Origin of the sequence: Phaeovulum sp. W22_SRMD_FR3 (genome assembly GCF_052113705.1) — a bacterium.
GTDB lineage: Bacteria > Pseudomonadota > Alphaproteobacteria > Rhodobacterales > Rhodobacteraceae > JBGQOG01.
The window spans coordinates 17,444-32,248 of sequence record NZ_JBGQOG010000003.1 but is presented as its reverse complement, the minus strand read 5'-3'; the positions used below and the strand labels follow the sequence as shown (position 1 = coordinate 32,248).

Genomic DNA, 14,805 nt, shown 5'->3' with positions numbered 1-14,805 from the left:
ATTTGTCGACAAGAATTACGCAAGACGTCAGAGCGAAATGTCCTGTCGTTGGTCACGCGCGAAAAGCTGTTGAATTTGCCGGACAATCTGGTCCGCATGTGTCTTTGCCAGACTGTCCGCCAGCAGCAGATCCCGGGCCTCGATGGCGGCAATGATCTCTTCATGCTCATCGACATATTGCTGCGGCAGGCGGTCATTGAAGGATTGATAGTAGAGGCGCAGGATCCGCCGCCCCTCATCCAACAGCCGGTAAAACAGCGAGGTGTAATAGGGATTGCGCCCCGCTTCGGCGATGGCGGCGTGGAAATCGCGGTTGGTGGCGATCATCGCCAAAGCATCTTGTGCAGCCACGGCGGCGGCAAACTCGGCCTGATGCGCGCGGATGGCCACCAGATCATCGGGCCGGTGATATTGCGCGGCAAGCCGGGTGGTCACGCGATACATCAGGGTCAATGCGTCAAAAAACGTGTGCAGGTTGAGGAAGTCAATATTCGCCACCATGGTCGAGCGGTTGGGCAGCGTGTCGACCAGACCTTCCCCCGCCAGCCGCACCAAAGCCTCCCGGATCGGGGTGCGCGACATGTTGAAGCGCTCGGCCAGCTGCACCTCGTCAATCGGGCTGCCGGGGGGCAGCACGAGGTCGAGAATATCGTCGCGCAGCATGTCATAAACCAGTCTGGCGCCCGATCCCCGTTTGCGCTCTGGCGGAACAATCGTCTGGATGTCGGTCATGGAAAAATCCTTTTGTCGACATAAGAAATACGCCGTGGTTCTGGCCCGCACAACCTTTTCCGGTGGCGGCAGCTGACAAACTGGACCCGTTGATACGTGACGCGGCCATCGATGATGAAGTTTTGATCACCCGCCGCCCGAAGGCGGATGCCGGTGCTTTCAGCTCTGCTGCGCCCCACGCCACAGGCGGGCGGTTGCCGTCGCAATGCGCGGGCAAGGCACCGCGTCAGAAGGGGTGCGCCGCTGTAACCCCGGACCATCCCCGCACCGCGCTCGTCGTCCGGACCTGACCGGTCCTCCGGGCGCCATATGGCTCTGGCGGGAACCGCATCGGGGCGCGCCGCGTGGGGCGTCCATAGCCCTGCCGCATCAGAGCCATAGGTCTGCGCTATTTGCCTATTGCTCTGCGCCGGTGCTTCATCCGCCTCAGAAAAAACGCCTCAACAGGAGTGTTCTGACATGACCCATCCCATCCGCAGAATCGGCCCCGCCCTGACCGGCGCGCTCGTCGCCGCCACGCTGGGCCTCTCGCTGCCCGCCGCCGGTTTCGCCGAAACCACCATCCGTCTCGGCCATGTGCTGCCCGAAACCCACAGCTGGAACATTGCCGCCACCGGCTTTGCCGAGGAAGTCGCCAAGGCGACCGAGGGCCGCGTCAAGGTCGAGGTTTTCGCCTCCGGCCAGCTCGGCAGCGAAAAGGAAGTCATCGAAGGCATGCAGATCGGCACCATCCAGGGCGGCGTGATCGGCTCTGGCTCGTTCCAGTTCGTCGAGCCGAAACTGGGGATCATCGAGATGCCCTATGCCTGGTCCAGCCGCGAGCAGGCCTATGGCGCGCTGGACGGCCAATTGGGCAGCGAGCTGGCGGCACTTTTGGACGCGCAGGGCATCGAAGTGCTGGCCTGGTGGGAAAACGGCTTTCGCAACATCACCTCGAACGTCAAGCCGATTGTCGAACCGGCGGACCTTGCCGGTCTGAAGATCCGCGTCACGCCGGACAAGGTACGCCTTGCAACCTTTGAACTTCTGGGCGCGCAACCGGCGCCGCTGGCCTTTGGCGAGCTCTATTCGGCGCTGCAGCAGGGGGTGTTTGACGCGCAGGAAAACCCGCTGTCGATCATCGATTCCTCCTCCTTCTTTGAGGTGCAGAAATACGTCTCGATGACCGGCCATATCTGGGGCGCGGCCTGTCTGACGGTGTCGAAAACCGTCTGGGATCAGATTTCGCCGGAAGATCAGGCGCTGGTCAAGGCCGCCGCAATCCACTGGGGCACCGAGCAGCGCGCGATGGTGGCCAAATCCGACGCCGATCTGGTGGCGACGCTGGAGGCCAAGGGCATGATCTTCAACGAGGTGGACAAGCCCGCCTTCGTCGAGGCCCTCGCGCCGATCTGGGAACAGCAGACCGATGTGTACGGCGCGGATCTCATCAATCTGATGAAGAGCTATCGTCAATGACGGGCAGTCTGCCCGAGGTGAAGCAGGTTGCATCGGTCTCACCGGTGCAACTCTATGACTTCAGCCAGAAGGTGTTGTTTTCGCCGGCGGAACGCGGCGAGGGCTTCATCAAGCTCAGCGTGACCACCGGCAAAAAAGGTGCCCGTTCCACCCCGCATGCGCATCCGCGCGACGAAGTGACCCTGACGCTGAAGGGCGAGGCGGTGTTGCGTGCGGGCGGGCAGGAATTTTTCATGACCGAGGGCACCGCCCTGCGGCTGCCGCCCGGCGTGGTGCATGAGGTGGAAGTTCTGTCCGAGGAATGGGTGGTGGTGGCCGCCTATTGCGATGAATGCATGCTCTGCATCGGTTCGAAAGGGAAATGACCGCATGACACGCCAATCCCCCTTCCTTCACCGTGCCGCTGACGGGCTCAGCTGGGGCACGCGGACATTGGGCGCGCTGGCGGTGGCGGGCTTTGCCGCGATCATCGTCTATGTCGTCTTTGCCCGCTATGTTCTGGCCTATACCCCCCGCTGGGCCGAGGAAATTCCGCGCCTTCTGCTGATCTGGGTGACCTTTGTCGGCATGATCTCGGGCGTGATCCGCAAAAGCCACCTCTGTGCAGGCATCACCGATCTGATCTTTGGCACCAAGGGGCCGCTGCGGCGCGCATTGGCGTTTCTGGCTTGGCTGGCCACCGCGTCCTTTCTGGTCATCCTGATCTATACCGGTGCGCAACTGACCCGCGCCACCTGGTCGCATGAGACCCCGGCGCTCAGCCTGCCGGTCGGGCTGTTCTACCTCGCCTTGCCGGTCTGTGCCGCGCTGGCATTGGTGGGGCTGGTAGTCAGCGGAGGCCGGGAATGAGCATCGCCCTTGCCCTTTTGTTGGTCAGCTTCATCGTGCTGGTCCTGATTGACGCGCCGATTGCCGTGGCGCTTGGCCTCTCCTCGGCGATCTATCTGCTGATCGCGGATCTGGCACCGCTGATCGTGATTGCCCAACGCATGGTGGGCGGGATCGACAGTTTCACCCTGCTGGCGATTCCGCTGTTCCTGCTTGCGGGGCTCTTAATGGTGCATGGCGGCCTCGCGCCCCGCATCGTGGCGCTTTGCGCGGCGGTGGTGGGTCAGCGCACCGGGGGCCTCGCCATTGTGATGATCGCCGCCTGCATGATGTTCGGCTCGCTGTCCGGTTCGGGCGTGGCGGATGTCATCGCCATCGGCACGATGATGCTGCCCGCCATGCGCGAGCGCGGCTATCATCCCGGCTTTTCGGCCGCCGCCCTCGGCTGCGCGGGCTCGCTTGGCACCGTCATTCCGCCGTCCATCGTGCTGATCGTCTATGGCACCGCGACGAATACCTCGATCGGGCAGCTTTTTGTCAGCTCCATCGGGCCGGGGATCTTGCTGGGGCTGGGCCTGATGGCCGTGGCCTGGTGGATCTCGCGCAAGAACGGCTGGAAAGGCGGCGCGGCGTTCTCCTGGCCGGTGCTGGGCCATGCGTTCAAGGATTCCATTCTGGCGCTGATCGCGCCGCTGATCATCGTGGGCGGGATCCGCATGGGCATCTTTACCCCGACCGAAGCGGCGGGGATCGGCGTCGCCTATGCCTTGTTCATCGGGATCTTCGTCTATCGCCAGCTGACCTTCTCAAGCATTCTCGGCATGTTGCGCGATACCACCGAAATGACCGGCTCGATCTTGCTGGTGATTGCCGCCGCCTCGGTCTTTGGCTGGATACTCGCCGCCGAACAGGTGCCGCAGCTGGTGGTGGGGGCGATCTCGGGCGCCACCGACAATGCCACCGTCGCCCTGCTGCTGATGATGCTGGCTGTGCTGGTGCTCGGCACCTTTATGGAGAGCATCGCGATCATCCTGATCCTTGCGCCGGTGTTTTTGCCCGTGCTGCGCGTCTATCAGATCGACCCGGTCTATTTTGGCGTGCTGCTCACCATCAATCTGGCAATCGGGGCCAATACGCCGCCGCTGGGGATTGATCTGATGGCCGCCTGCCGCACCGGTGGCATCCCGATGTCGGCCTCATTCCGCTATCTGCTGCCGTTCCTCGGCGTGATGACCGGGGTGATGCTTCTGCTCGTGCTCTTCCCGCAGCTTGTTGCCTTCGGCTCGGCGTTGTTCTGACGCCCGCCCCTCTGCCCCCAATCTCTGAGGCTTTCATGACCTTCTCTGCCGATACCCGCGCCGATCTGGACCGTTTCTGGTCCACCCTTGAAACCTCTGCCCAGATCGGCGTCGGGCGGCCCGGCGGGCTGTCGCGGCTGACGCTGAGCGATGATGACCGGCAGATGCGCGATGTCTTCACCGGCTGGTGCCGCGACGCGGGACTGAGCGTCGAAGTGGATGAGTTGGGCAGCATCTTTGCCCGGCGCGACGGCACCGACAACAGCCTGCCGCCCATTCTGATCGGCAGCCATCTGGACACCCAGATCAACGGCGGCCGGTTTGACGGCATTGCCGGGGTGCTGGCGGGGCTGGAGGTGGTGCGCAGCCTGAATGATGCGGGCCATGTCACCCGCCGCCCGATCGTGGTGGTGGATTGGACCAATGAGGAGGGGGCGCGGTTTTCGCCGCCGATGGTCGCCTCGGGCTGTTTCGTGGGCAAATACGCGGTGGATTGGGTCAAGGATCTGATCGGCGACGACGGTGCCCGCTTTGGCGATGAGCTGGCGCGGATCGGTTATGACGGCAGCCGCCCCTGCAAGGCGGGCGAGATCGACGCCTATTATGAGCTGCACATCGAGCAAGGCCCGATCCTTGACGCGGAAAAGCGGCAGGTGGGCGTGGTGACCGGCGGCTATCCCAGCCACGGGATGCGGGTTCAGTTCAGCGGCCAGACCGCCCATACCGGGCCGACGCCGATGGATCTGCGCCACAATGCGCTGATCGCCGGGGCGCGGTTCCTGACGGCGGTGGATGACATCGGCTGGGATTTCGCGGTGGGCGACGGCAAGGCCACCGGCTCGCGTCTGGCGGCCTGGCCGAACAAACCGGGTATTCTGTCGGACAGCGCGCAGGCGATTGCCGATGTGCGCCACCCCGATCCGGTCACCGCGCGGGTGATGGCGGAAAAGATGCGCCGCGCGGTTTTTGAATCCGCGGCGAAGGCGGGTTGCACCGCGGTGATCGAGGATGAATGGTTCTGGGGCGGCGATATCTTCGACGCCGAAATGGTCGCGGGCATCCGCGATGAGGCCAAACGCATGGGCTATGACTGGCGCGATATCCAAAGCCAGGCGGGGCATGACGCCTATTTCCTCGCCACGCATTGCCCGACCGCGATGATCTTCACCCCCTGCGAAGGCGGCATCACCCATAACAATGCCGAAAATTGCGGGCCCGATGATTTCCTTGCCGGTCTGAACATCCTGTTGCACGCCGTTGTGGCGCGGGCGGATCGCTGAGATGCGGCTGTTGGATGAACATCAGGTCGATGGCGCGCTGCCCTGGCCCGCGCTGATCGCGGCATTGCGGCAGGGGTTTGCGGCGGGGGAGGTGACCGCGCCGCCACGGCAGGTGCTGACGATGGACCTGCCCGACGGGCAGCAGGCCTCGCTGCTGCTGATGCCCGCCTGGCAGGCGGGACAGAATGTCGGGGTCAAGGTGGTGACGTTTTTCCCCGGCAATGCCGCGAAAGGATTGGCCACGATCAACGCGGGCTACATGATGTTTGATGGTGTCACCGGGCAGATGCGGGCGGTGCTGGATGGCGATGCGCTGACCGCGCGGCGCACCGCCGCCGCTTCGGCTTTGGCGGCGGATTATCTGGCGCGCCCGGATGCAACCGAGTTGTTGGTGGTGGGCACCGGCCAGCTTGCGGTGCAGGTGGCCGAGGCGCATGCCAGCCAGCGCGCCTATGCCCGGATCCGCATCTGGGGCCGCAATGCCGACAAGGCCCGCGCGGTTGCGGCCACGCTGGCCGGGCGGGGCCTGCCCGCAGAGGCCTGCAGCGATCTGGAGGCGGCCTGCCGCGGCGCGGATGTGATCAGCACGGTGACCGCCGCCACCACGCCGATGATCCGCGGTGACTGGCTGAAGCCCGGCAGCCATCTGGATCTGATCGGCGCGTTCAAGGCCGATATGCGCGAAAGCGATGATGCGGCGGTGCAGGGCGCGCGGCTGTTTGTGGATGGGCGGGCCGGGGCGATGCTCGCGGGCGATCTGGCGCAACCGCTCGCGTCGGGGGTGATCGGCGAGGCGGATATTCTGGCCGATCTGGCCGAGCTGACCCAGGGCCTGCACCCCGGCCGCCAAAGTGCCGGGGAGCGCACGGTCTTCAAATCGGCGGGTCTTTCTGCCGAAGATCTGATCGCCGCGGCTTTGGCGGTGGATCAGACCAGCTCCGGGTAAAGGTTCAGGAGTTCGTCGAGCAGATCGACGAATTTCTGCTCAGGCACCGTCAGCTCTGTGGCCGGATTGCGGACCAGGAACACATCCGCGCCGATCTTTTGATCGGTGATCTGCAGGGGCCAGAGATGGCCCTTTTCCACCTCATGCGACACCGCCATCAGCGGCAGGATGCCGATCCCGAGACCCGAGATGATCATCCGCCGCACCTCCTCCAGATTGGGGCTGGCGCCGCTGATCCGGTTGCCCAGACCCGCGCCTTCGCGCAGCACCACCATCGGCTCCAGCCCCATGCCTTCGGTGGCGCAGGAAAAGGAGACAAACGGCTCTTGCTGCAATTCGCGCAACGAGACTTCGGTGCGGCCAAAGAACGGATGCTCGGCGCCGCAGAACACGCTGAATTCCTCGCGGAACAACAGCTTGCAGTCGAGGTTCAGGATCGGCTTGGTCAGCAGACAGATGCCAATCCCGGTCTTTTCCTGCCCGATGCGGCGCACGGTTTCCTGACTGTTCTGCACCTCGATCCGCCAGGTGATCGACGGATTGCGTTGATGATACAGCCGCAGCGCCTCGTCAATCAGCGGCGAGGCGAGGTTCGAGACGATCTGCAGCCGCACCTCGCCGTAATCTTCATCGTTGCGGTCCTCGGTCAGCACGGCAATCCGGTCGACACAGCGGAAAATCTCGGCGCATTCCTGATAGATCCGCTCGCCGCGCAGCGTCAGCGCAAAGCGGCGGCTGTCGCGGAACACCAGCTGACAGCCGAGCTGCTCCTCCAGCCGCTGCAGCGCCTGACTGACCGAGGGCTGGCTCATGTTCAGCCGTTTCGCGGCACGGGTGATGCCCTCTTCCTCGGCGATGGCGCAGAAGGTGCGAAACAGATTCCAGTTCAATTCGTTCAGCTGCGGCTTGGCGGCGTTCATCCGGGACGGGTTCCTTTCGCAGGGGAGGCAAGGCGGTCAGGGATGGTGCCAGCTGTCCCACATTGTGGCCCCCGACAGCAACGCCGAGCAAAGCGTGAACCATAGGGAAAAGCAATCAATCGCATAAAAGCCGCGGTAAAGTTTCGGGTGGTCTGCGCGACGGGCCGCTGCCACGGTCCGGCTGTGGCAGAAGATCGCCCGGCGGGCAACCAGGGGTGATGTGCCGCGATGAGCCCCTCTGTGTGGGCCGTATCGCGCCCGGACATCCGCCCGCTTGCGGTCCGGCGCGGCAGGTGCTGCGCGAGGGCCGGGTGGCATGCATGGTCACCGCCTGCTGCGGGCCGGGCTTTCGTGCCGCTTTCGCAATCGAAGCAATAGCCTGCGCCTATTTGACCCGCTCCCCCTTGCGCGCCTTGATGGGGGCAGCAGATGAGGCAGGGGGGCGCTATGACGACGGAACGCGAAGCGGATCTGGCGGGGATCAAGACGGCGACGTTGGGGCATTTTCTGTCAGAGGGCTTTATGGCCCCATCGATCCAGGCCCTCCAGCCGGGTGCGCAGCTTTTGGGGCCTGCGATGACCGTGCGGGTGCCGGGCAATGACGGGGCGGCGCTGGTGGCTGCCGTCTCAACGGCCGACGCGGGTCAGGTGATCGTGGTCGACCGCTGCGGCGAGATCCGCCATGCCTGCTGGGGGGCGGTGCTGACCCATGCCGCGATGGCGCGCGGGGTGGCGGGTGTGGTGATCGACGGTCTGATCACCGACCGCCCCGAGATCCTGCGGCTGGGCTTTCCGGTCTGGTGCCGGGGACGTTCGCCGCTGACCACCCGTCTGCGCGGCATGGGCGGTGAGGTGAACGGCCTGATTTCCTGCGGCGGCGTGACGGTGGCGGCGGGGGATATCATTCTGGCCGATGACAATGGCGTGGTGGTGCTGGACCCCGCCACGGCCGCGCAACATGCCGGAACCGCCCGGCAGATGCAGCAAGACGAGCTGGCGACCATTCGCCGGCTGCAGGCGGGGGAAACGCTGGCCGAGATCACCGACCAAAAAATGCCCGTCACTGCACGCCGCGGCCGTGGACAGCGCTGATCAACCACCCCACCCAACAGGGAACACGGCATATCTCAAGGCGCAAAACGCGCGGCGCCCGGCCATGGCCCCCGCCTGCGTCAGGCGCTGATCCATGCGGGGAACCGCCCGGGGTCGCTTTGCGCCCGGACCGATTCCGAGGGTCATCATGCGCGGCACTGCTTAGGAAAATCCGAAGCAGTGCCGCGCTTTTTCGTAATTTTGCCAAAGCGAAGTTGCGGCTACACCATTTGAACCGCGCAACGTCAGCCCCTGAGGCCGACATTGATTTGAGGGTCCCGGATATGGCTGCACGCAAGATACACACGCTGATTGTGGGGGCCGGACAGGCCGGTATCGCGATGAGCGAGCATTTGAGCGCGGTGCAACTCCCGCATCTGGTGCTTGAAAAGGCGCGGATTGCCGAAGCCTGGCGGAGCCATCGCTGGGATTCACTGGTGGCCAATGGTCCGGCGTGGCACGACCGTTTTCCGGGGTTGGCGTTTCCGGACACGGATCCCGATGCTTTCGTCGCGAAAGACAAGGTTGCTGATTATTTCGAGGCCTATGCGGCGCAGATCAAGGCGCCCGTGCGCTGCGGTGTCGAGGTGCTGAAAGTTGAACGCGGGCCGGGAGGGCGCGGCTTTCGCATCGACACCACCGACGGCCTCTATGAGGCAGACAATGTGGTCGTGGCCACCGGGGCCTTTCAAAAACCGCTGATCCCGCAGGTCATTCCCGCCGATGCGGGGTTCTTGCAGCTGCATTCAAGCCAGTACCGAAACCCTGATCAGCTTCCCGACGGGGGCGTGTTGGTGGTTGGTGCCGGTTCGTCGGGCGTGCAGATCGCCGATGAACTCAATCAGGCCGGACGCAAGGTCTATCTGGCCGTGGGTCCGCATGATCGCCCGCCGCGCAGCTATCGGGGCCGTGATTTCGTCTGGTGGCTGGGGGTCCTTGGCAAATGGGACCTGCAGACGCCCGCCGCCGGGGCCGAGCATGTGACGATTGCGGTCAGTGGCGCCCAAGGCGGCCGCACGATTGATTTCCGCCGCCTGGCGGGCGAGGGGATCACGCTGGTCGGCCGGTCCGGGGCCTATCAGAACGGCCATATGGCCTTTGCGGATGACCTCGCGCGCAATCTGGACCGGGGTGATGCCAATTACCTGTCGTTGCTGCGCGAGGCGGATGCCTATATCGCGCGCCACGGGTTGGACTTGCCCCCCGAGCCCGAGGCCCATGTCATCATCGCAGACCCCGAATGTGTCAGCCGTCCCGTCCGGGATCTGGACCTGCGGGCGGCGGGGATCGGCACCGTCATCTGGGCGGTCGGGTTTGAGCGGGACTACAGCTGGCTTGAGGTCGATGCGTTCGACGCGGCCGGAAAGCCCGTGCATCAGCGCGGCGTGTCGAAGGAACCGGGGATCTATTTCCTCGGCCTGCCCTGGCAGTCGCGGCGGGGCTCCAGTTTTATCTGGGGGGTCTGGTATGATGCACGGCATGTGGCCGATCAGATCGTGACGCAGGGCCGCTACACCGCCTACGATCAATCCGCGCGCGCCCGGCAGGCCGCGCCCGAGAGTGCAATCCATGCCGCCGCAGGAGATCCCGATGGCCCATACCCGCATCCGCACCTTTAACACCAAAGAGACCTACCCCGAGCAGAATCTGGACAATGATCTGTGCCAGGCGGTGGTGACACAGGGCGGCAAGATCGTCTGGCTGCGCGGCCAATGCCCGCAGAATCTGGATGACGCCAAGAACATCGACAGCCACGATCCGGTCGAACAGACCCATAAGGTGATGCAAAACATCCGCCAGCTGATCGAAGAAGCTGGCGGCAGGATGGAGCATCTGGTGAAGGTTGTGGTCTATATCACCGACGTGCGCCACCGCGAGGCGGTCTATCGCACCATGGGCGAATATATCAAAGGCGTGCATCCGGTCTCGACGGGGCTGGTGGTTCAGGCTTTGGCGCGGCCGGAATGGCTGGTGGAAATCGACGGAACCGCCGTGATCCCGGAGTGACCCCATGACATTTTCCCTTGTCGCGCGGTGCGCCCGGACGGGCATGTTCGGGGTGGTGATTTCCTCATCCTCCCCGGCGGTGGCGGCGCGCTGTGCGTTCGCCCGTGCCGGGGTGGGCGCGGTGGCCACGCAGAATGTCACCGACCCCCGTCTCGGACCTTTGGCGCTGGATCTGATGGAGAGGGGCGCGACGGCCGCCGAGGCGATGGCGATCCTGCGGCGGCGTGCGGCATATGTTGAATATCGTCAGGTGTTGGCCATTGACGCTTTGGGGTCAACCTGCATCCATTCGGGGCCCAATGCCCTGGGTGTCTGGGCAGAGGCCGAAGGGCAGGACTGCGCCGCAGGCGGCAATCTTCTGGCGCATGCCGGGGTGCCGCAAGCGATGGTTGCGGGCTTTGCCGCCGCAAGCGGGCATCTGGCCGCCCGCCTGATGGCCGCTTTGCAGGCGGGGCTGGCGGCTGGCGGCGAGGCGGGGCCGGTGCATTCTGCGGGGCTGAAGGTGGTTGATCGGCACAGCTGGCCTCTGGTTGATTTGCGCTGTGACTGGACCGAAGATTGCCCGGTTGCCGCACTCAGCCTTGCCTGGGATGTCTATGCGCCGCAATCGGACGCCTATGTTCAGCGCGCGCTCGATCCGCGCGCTGCGCCCAGCTACGGCGTTCCCGGAGACGCGTAGGGATAAGCCGTGATCAGGGCCGTGCGGTAAAAGGCGCTGCGCCGGATCCAGGGCGAGGCCCTGTGTGGGCGCGGGGCGGGCCCGTGGTGCAACCATACTCCGGCCGTCCGGGGCGGGGGCTCTGTGCTGTGCCCCCGCTCATTGCGGATTATCGTCCGGCGCAAAATCGCGGTGCCGTGCCGAGAGGAGGGCGCAACGCGCGCCGCGGGCCCGGGAGCTAGCCAAGCCTTTCCGGCGCCGGATCGGGTGTCTCCATGCCCGGAATATAGCTGTCCGAGATCATGCTGGCGGCGTGGTCCATAAAGGTTTGCACCAGCCGGGTGGGATGTTGCCGCGCGACGCGCAGCAACCCGAGCCGCATCGGCTGCTGCGGGCCCGCGATCCGCAATTTCACCACCCCGCGCCCATCCAGCGCAACGTCGGAGCGCGGGCGAATGTTGGCGATCGTGTAGCCAAAGCCATTGGCAACCATGGTGCGGATCACCTCTTGCTGGTGAAAGCGCCCGGAGATTTTGGGGGTGAGCCCTGCGCGGGCAAAGAGCCCCATGAAATAATCCCGCGACAGCGGCAGATCCAATAGGATCATCTCCCGCCCGGCCAATTCCTCCAGCGTGACGGCCGTGTGTGCCGCCAGCGGATCGCTGTGGCCAACCATCGCATAGGGCGGCAGCGCTGCCAGCGGCGTAAAATCAAATCCCTCCGGCACTTGCAAATCATAGCTGAGCGCGATGTCCAGTTCCGCGCGCTCCAGTTTGCGCAGCAAAACCTCCTGATCCGCCACCTCGGGCAGGACTTTGACCCCGGAGAATTCGGTTGCGAAACCATGTGCGATCTGCGGCAAGACCATCGGCGCAAAGGTCACCAGACAGCCCAGAGCCAGCGTGCCGCGTATGCTCTCGGCGGCTTCGGAGACGGTTTGATAAAGCCGCTGCGCGGTGTCCAGCAGCTGCTTGGCCTCAATCAGCAGCGCACGGCCCACCGGCGTCAACGACAGGCCCTGAGCGTGACGGCGCAAGAACAGTTGCGTGCCGAGTTCAGCTTCGAGTTGCGAAATGGCGGTCGATATCGAGGGCTGGGAGATATTGATCCGCTCCGCCGCCAGCGTGATCGAGCCGGCTTCGGCCGTGGCGACGAAATATTCGATCTGGCGCAAGGTGAAACGCATGAAGACCCCCGGCAGCAAAGATGGCCATTGCAGCGGATACGCCGCCGGGGTCCGCTTGTAAACGCGCGGCGCGGCTGGGCCGCCCGTGGCATGGACGCAGACAGGACCGCCCCGCCCGGATGGGCCATGCTGGCGCCCGGGCGGGGCTGTTGCCCGCGCCGGAGGCGTCGGCCCTGCACAAGGCACCGTTCCTTTCCCCTGAGGTGCCGGTCATCCGGGTGCGCCTCTGCTTGCCGTGTCTTTGTTTGCCGCGCGAGTCGGGGCTGAAACCGCGTGCAGGTCAAGGGGCAGATTCGGGGCATTTTGAACGCGCTTGCACCCCATTTCTGGAAACTAGTTCGAGAAATATCTTTGATAAATTGAGGTAATGAACAAAAATGATGCTGACTCAAATTAAATGTTTGCAAGATGATGCAATGCTGTGCAACGCTCTGCATATCGCCCGGACCCTGGTTGAGTGTCTGGGGTGAATGGCCAGGGAGCGACCACGGTCGGGCCATTGCGACGGAGGGAAGAGAAATGAAAACCGAATTTTTCGGCGCTGATTGCAGATGCGGAGTGGTCGCCAGATGACCATGCAGCATGACATGGGCGGCCGCGCGGCCAAGGGCTGGCGGATGCGCCTGAAATACCGTTACCGGCTGGCGATGCACGAACCGACGACGCTGATTGGCATCGTGATGGCCTTGCTGTTCACCTATCTGATCGTGGTGCCGATCCTGTCGATCCTGACCGATGCCGGGCAGATCCAGTTCGGCGATACCCGCCGCATCGGCGGCGAGGTGGGCGGAGGCACGCTCTATTATCTCACCCGGACCTTCCTGTCGCCGATCTCGCGGGACCTGTTCTGGCAGCCCTTGCTGAACACCCTGTCGGTGGCTTTCGGCGCCATCGTGATTTCATTCTGCATCGGGACGCCGCTGGCCTGGCTGCTGAGCCGCACCGACATGTTCGGGCGCCGCTGGTTCGCCACGGCGCTGATCGTGCCCTATATGCTGCCCGCCTGGACCTTTGCGCTGGCCTGGACCACGCTGTTTCGCAACCGCACCATCGGTGGTCAGCAGGGCTGGTTCGAGGCGCTCGGCTTTACCCCGCCCGATTGGCTGTCCTATGGGCAGGTGCCGATCACCATCATTCTGGCGCTGCATTACACGCCCTTCATCATCCTGCTCTTCGGCAATGGCCTGCGCCGCTTTGACAGCCAGTTGGAAGATTCCGCGCGCATTCTGGGGGCCTCGGGCTGGACGATCGCGCGGCAGGTGGTGCTGCCCCTGATGCGGCCCGCGCTCTTGTCGGCAGTGGTGCTGATTTTCGCGAAATGTCTGGGCGAGTTTGGTGTGGCCTATGTCCTTGGACTGCCGGTGAAATTCGACGTTCTGGCCACCTCGCTCTACCGCAATATCGCCTCGCGTCAGACTGGCGTGGCGGGGGTGCTGGCGGGGGCGATCATGCTGATGGGCGTGTTGACCCTGCTGATCGACACCTATCTGGTGCGCGAAGCCCGGCGCTTTGTCACCGTTGGCTCGAAAGGCGCGATGAACAAGAACGTGCGGCTGCGGCGCTGGCGTCTGCCCGCAACCGGATTTGCCGGGATGATGTTCCTGTTCAGCGTCGGATTGCCGGTGCTGACGCTCGCGCTCTCGACGGTGATGAAAGTGCCTGCACGGTTCAATATCGACAATTTCACGCTGCAATATTGGATCGGCACCGATCTGGACACGGTGGCGCTGCGCACTGGGGTGCTCCTGTCGCCCGATCTGTGGAATGCCGCCTGGAATACGCTCTGGATCGTGGGCTCTGCCTCGCTCTGCTCGGGTCTTCTGGGGCTGCTCGTGGGCTATGTGGTGGTGCGCACCCCGGTTCCGGCGCTGTCGGGCTATCTGCGCCAGATCACCTTCCTGCCCTATCTGGTGCCGGGCATCGCCTTTGCCGCCGCCTATCTCTCGCTCTTTGCGGTGCAGCGCGGCCCGATCCCGGCGCTGTACGGCACGGTGGCCATCCTGATGCTGGCGCTGATGGCCGAGCAGATGCCCTATGCCTCGCGGGCCGGGATCTCGGCGATGATGCAGCTGGGCAAGGAACCCGAGGAAGCCGCCCAGATCTCTGGCGCGGGCTGGTTGCGGCGGATGATGCGGATCGTGATCCCGATCCAGAAAGGGTCGCTGGTCACCGGCGTGCTTCTGCCCTTCATCTCGGGCATCAAGGGCCTCAGCCTCTTCGTGATGCTCGCCGTGCCCAGCACCGATGTGCTGACCACCTTTTCGCTGCGGCTGGTCGATTATCACTACACCCAGGCGGCCAATGCGGTCGTGCTGATCATCGCGGCGGTGGCCTATTTCGGCACGCTCGCCACGCAAAAACTCACCCGTACAAATCTTGCCGAAGGGCTGGGAGGTTAAC

At 64.3% G+C, this 14,805-nt stretch carries 14 protein-coding genes; 11 read left to right on the top strand and 3 right to left on the bottom strand.

Translation table 11 applies throughout. The features are described 5' to 3' along the window. Positions 1–27: 27 nt before the first annotated feature. Positions 28–732, bottom strand: coding sequence for a GntR family transcriptional regulator (locus tag ACEN2S_RS04615; protein ID WP_441863010.1), 705 nt, complete (start codon positions 730–732; stop codon positions 28–30). A 459-nt stretch (positions 733–1,191) separates the two neighbouring features. On the opposite strand from ACEN2S_RS04615, the gene ACEN2S_RS04610 reads away from it, so the two are divergent. From ACEN2S_RS04610 to ACEN2S_RS04585, 6 genes are read left to right on the top strand one after another with little or no spacing between them, the layout of a single operon-like run. Next, positions 1,192–2,190, top strand: coding sequence for a TRAP transporter substrate-binding protein (locus tag ACEN2S_RS04610; protein ID WP_441863008.1), 999 nt, complete (start codon positions 1,192–1,194; stop codon positions 2,188–2,190). Further along, positions 2,187–2,555: a cupin domain-containing protein gene (locus ACEN2S_RS04605; protein ID WP_441863005.1), complete on the top strand. Its 369-nt coding sequence runs from the start codon at positions 2,187–2,189 to the stop codon at positions 2,553–2,555. Before ACEN2S_RS04610 ends, ACEN2S_RS04605 begins: the two co-directional genes overlap by 4 nt. A gap of 4 nt (positions 2,556–2,559) precedes the next feature. Continuing rightward, entirely contained in the window at positions 2,560–3,039 is a 480-nt protein-coding gene (locus ACEN2S_RS04600) for a TRAP transporter small permease (protein WP_441863002.1), read from the top strand. After that, positions 3,036–4,316, top strand: a complete 1,281-nt coding sequence (locus tag ACEN2S_RS04595; protein ID WP_441862999.1) for a TRAP transporter large permease — start codon at positions 3,036–3,038, stop codon at positions 4,314–4,316. The genes ACEN2S_RS04600 and ACEN2S_RS04595 overlap by 4 nt, the downstream gene beginning before the upstream one ends. 35 nt (positions 4,317–4,351) lie before the next feature. Further along, on the top strand, positions 4,352–5,596 hold the full coding sequence (locus tag ACEN2S_RS04590; RefSeq protein ID WP_441862996.1) for a Zn-dependent hydrolase: 1,245 nt from the start codon (positions 4,352–4,354) through the stop codon (positions 5,594–5,596). Position 5,597: 1 nt separating this feature from the next. Then, positions 5,598–6,542: an ornithine cyclodeaminase family protein gene (locus tag ACEN2S_RS04585; protein WP_441862993.1), complete on the top strand. Its 945-nt coding sequence runs from the start codon at positions 5,598–5,600 to the stop codon at positions 6,540–6,542. On the opposite strand, the gene ACEN2S_RS04580 is transcribed toward ACEN2S_RS04585, so the two are convergent. Then, entirely contained in the window at positions 6,524–7,462 is a 939-nt protein-coding gene (locus tag ACEN2S_RS04580) for a LysR family transcriptional regulator (protein ID WP_441862991.1), read from the bottom strand. The genes ACEN2S_RS04585 and ACEN2S_RS04580 overlap by 19 nt on opposite strands. Before the next feature lie 447 nt (positions 7,463–7,909). On the opposite strand from ACEN2S_RS04580, the gene ACEN2S_RS04575 reads away from it, so the two are divergent. The 4 genes from ACEN2S_RS04575 (at position 7,910) to ACEN2S_RS04560 (ending at position 11,240) form a co-directional block, all read left to right on the top strand. Continuing rightward, positions 7,910–8,554: an RraA family protein gene (locus ACEN2S_RS04575; RefSeq protein ID WP_441862988.1), complete on the top strand. Its 645-nt coding sequence runs from the start codon at positions 7,910–7,912 to the stop codon at positions 8,552–8,554. A gap of 284 nt (positions 8,555–8,838) precedes the next feature. After that, entirely contained in the window at positions 8,839–10,173 is a 1,335-nt protein-coding gene (locus tag ACEN2S_RS04570; RefSeq protein WP_441862985.1) for a flavin-containing monooxygenase, read from the top strand. Beyond that, entirely contained in the window at positions 10,145–10,561 is a 417-nt protein-coding gene (locus tag ACEN2S_RS04565; RefSeq protein ID WP_441862983.1) for a RidA family protein, read from the top strand. Before ACEN2S_RS04570 ends, ACEN2S_RS04565 begins: the two co-directional genes overlap by 29 nt. A gap of 4 nt (positions 10,562–10,565) precedes the next feature. Next, on the top strand, positions 10,566–11,240 hold the full coding sequence (locus ACEN2S_RS04560) for a DUF1028 domain-containing protein (protein ID WP_441862980.1): 675 nt from the start codon (positions 10,566–10,568) through the stop codon (positions 11,238–11,240). A gap of 217 nt (positions 11,241–11,457) precedes the next feature. Here ACEN2S_RS04560 and ACEN2S_RS04555 read toward each other — a convergent pair whose 3' ends face one another. After that, positions 11,458–12,405, bottom strand: coding sequence for a LysR family transcriptional regulator (locus tag ACEN2S_RS04555; protein ID WP_441862978.1), 948 nt, complete (start codon positions 12,403–12,405; stop codon positions 11,458–11,460). Between the two features lie 569 nt (positions 12,406–12,974). Here ACEN2S_RS04555 and ACEN2S_RS04550 point away from each other — a divergent pair. Further along, the gene (locus ACEN2S_RS04550) at positions 12,975–14,804 is read left to right on the top strand and encodes an ABC transporter permease (RefSeq protein ID WP_441862976.1); all 1,830 of its coding nucleotides are present in this window, start codon (positions 12,975–12,977) and stop codon (positions 14,802–14,804) included. Position 14,805 lies beyond the last annotated feature (1 nt).

Bases quoted from the DNA above. Each gene is read 5' to 3' on its own strand.
- ACEN2S_RS04615 (WP_441863010.1), bottom strand. From the start codon at position 732: ATGACCGACATCCAGACGATTGTTCCGCCAGAGCGCAAACGGGGATCG.
- ACEN2S_RS04610 (WP_441863008.1), top strand. From the start codon at position 1,192: ATGACCCATCCCATCCGCAGAATCGGCCCCGCCCTGACCGGCGCGCTC.
- ACEN2S_RS04605 (WP_441863005.1), top strand. From the start codon at position 2,187: ATGACGGGCAGTCTGCCCGAGGTGAAGCAGGTTGCATCGGTCTCACCG.
- ACEN2S_RS04600 (WP_441863002.1), top strand. From the start codon at position 2,560: ATGACACGCCAATCCCCCTTCCTTCACCGTGCCGCTGACGGGCTCAGC.
- ACEN2S_RS04595 (WP_441862999.1), top strand. From the start codon at position 3,036: ATGAGCATCGCCCTTGCCCTTTTGTTGGTCAGCTTCATCGTGCTGGTC.
- ACEN2S_RS04590 (WP_441862996.1), top strand. From the start codon at position 4,352: ATGACCTTCTCTGCCGATACCCGCGCCGATCTGGACCGTTTCTGGTCC.
- ACEN2S_RS04585 (WP_441862993.1), top strand. From the start codon at position 5,598: ATGCGGCTGTTGGATGAACATCAGGTCGATGGCGCGCTGCCCTGGCCC.
- ACEN2S_RS04580 (WP_441862991.1), bottom strand. From the start codon at position 7,462: ATGAACGCCGCCAAGCCGCAGCTGAACGAATTGAACTGGAATCTGTTT.
- ACEN2S_RS04575 (WP_441862988.1), top strand. From the start codon at position 7,910: ATGACGACGGAACGCGAAGCGGATCTGGCGGGGATCAAGACGGCGACG.
- ACEN2S_RS04570 (WP_441862985.1), top strand. From the start codon at position 8,839: ATGGCTGCACGCAAGATACACACGCTGATTGTGGGGGCCGGACAGGCC.
- ACEN2S_RS04565 (WP_441862983.1), top strand. From the start codon at position 10,145: ATGGCCCATACCCGCATCCGCACCTTTAACACCAAAGAGACCTACCCC.
- ACEN2S_RS04560 (WP_441862980.1), top strand. From the start codon at position 10,566: ATGACATTTTCCCTTGTCGCGCGGTGCGCCCGGACGGGCATGTTCGGG.
- ACEN2S_RS04555 (WP_441862978.1), bottom strand. From the start codon at position 12,405: ATGCGTTTCACCTTGCGCCAGATCGAATATTTCGTCGCCACGGCCGAA.
- ACEN2S_RS04550 (WP_441862976.1), top strand. From the start codon at position 12,975: ATGACCATGCAGCATGACATGGGCGGCCGCGCGGCCAAGGGCTGGCGG.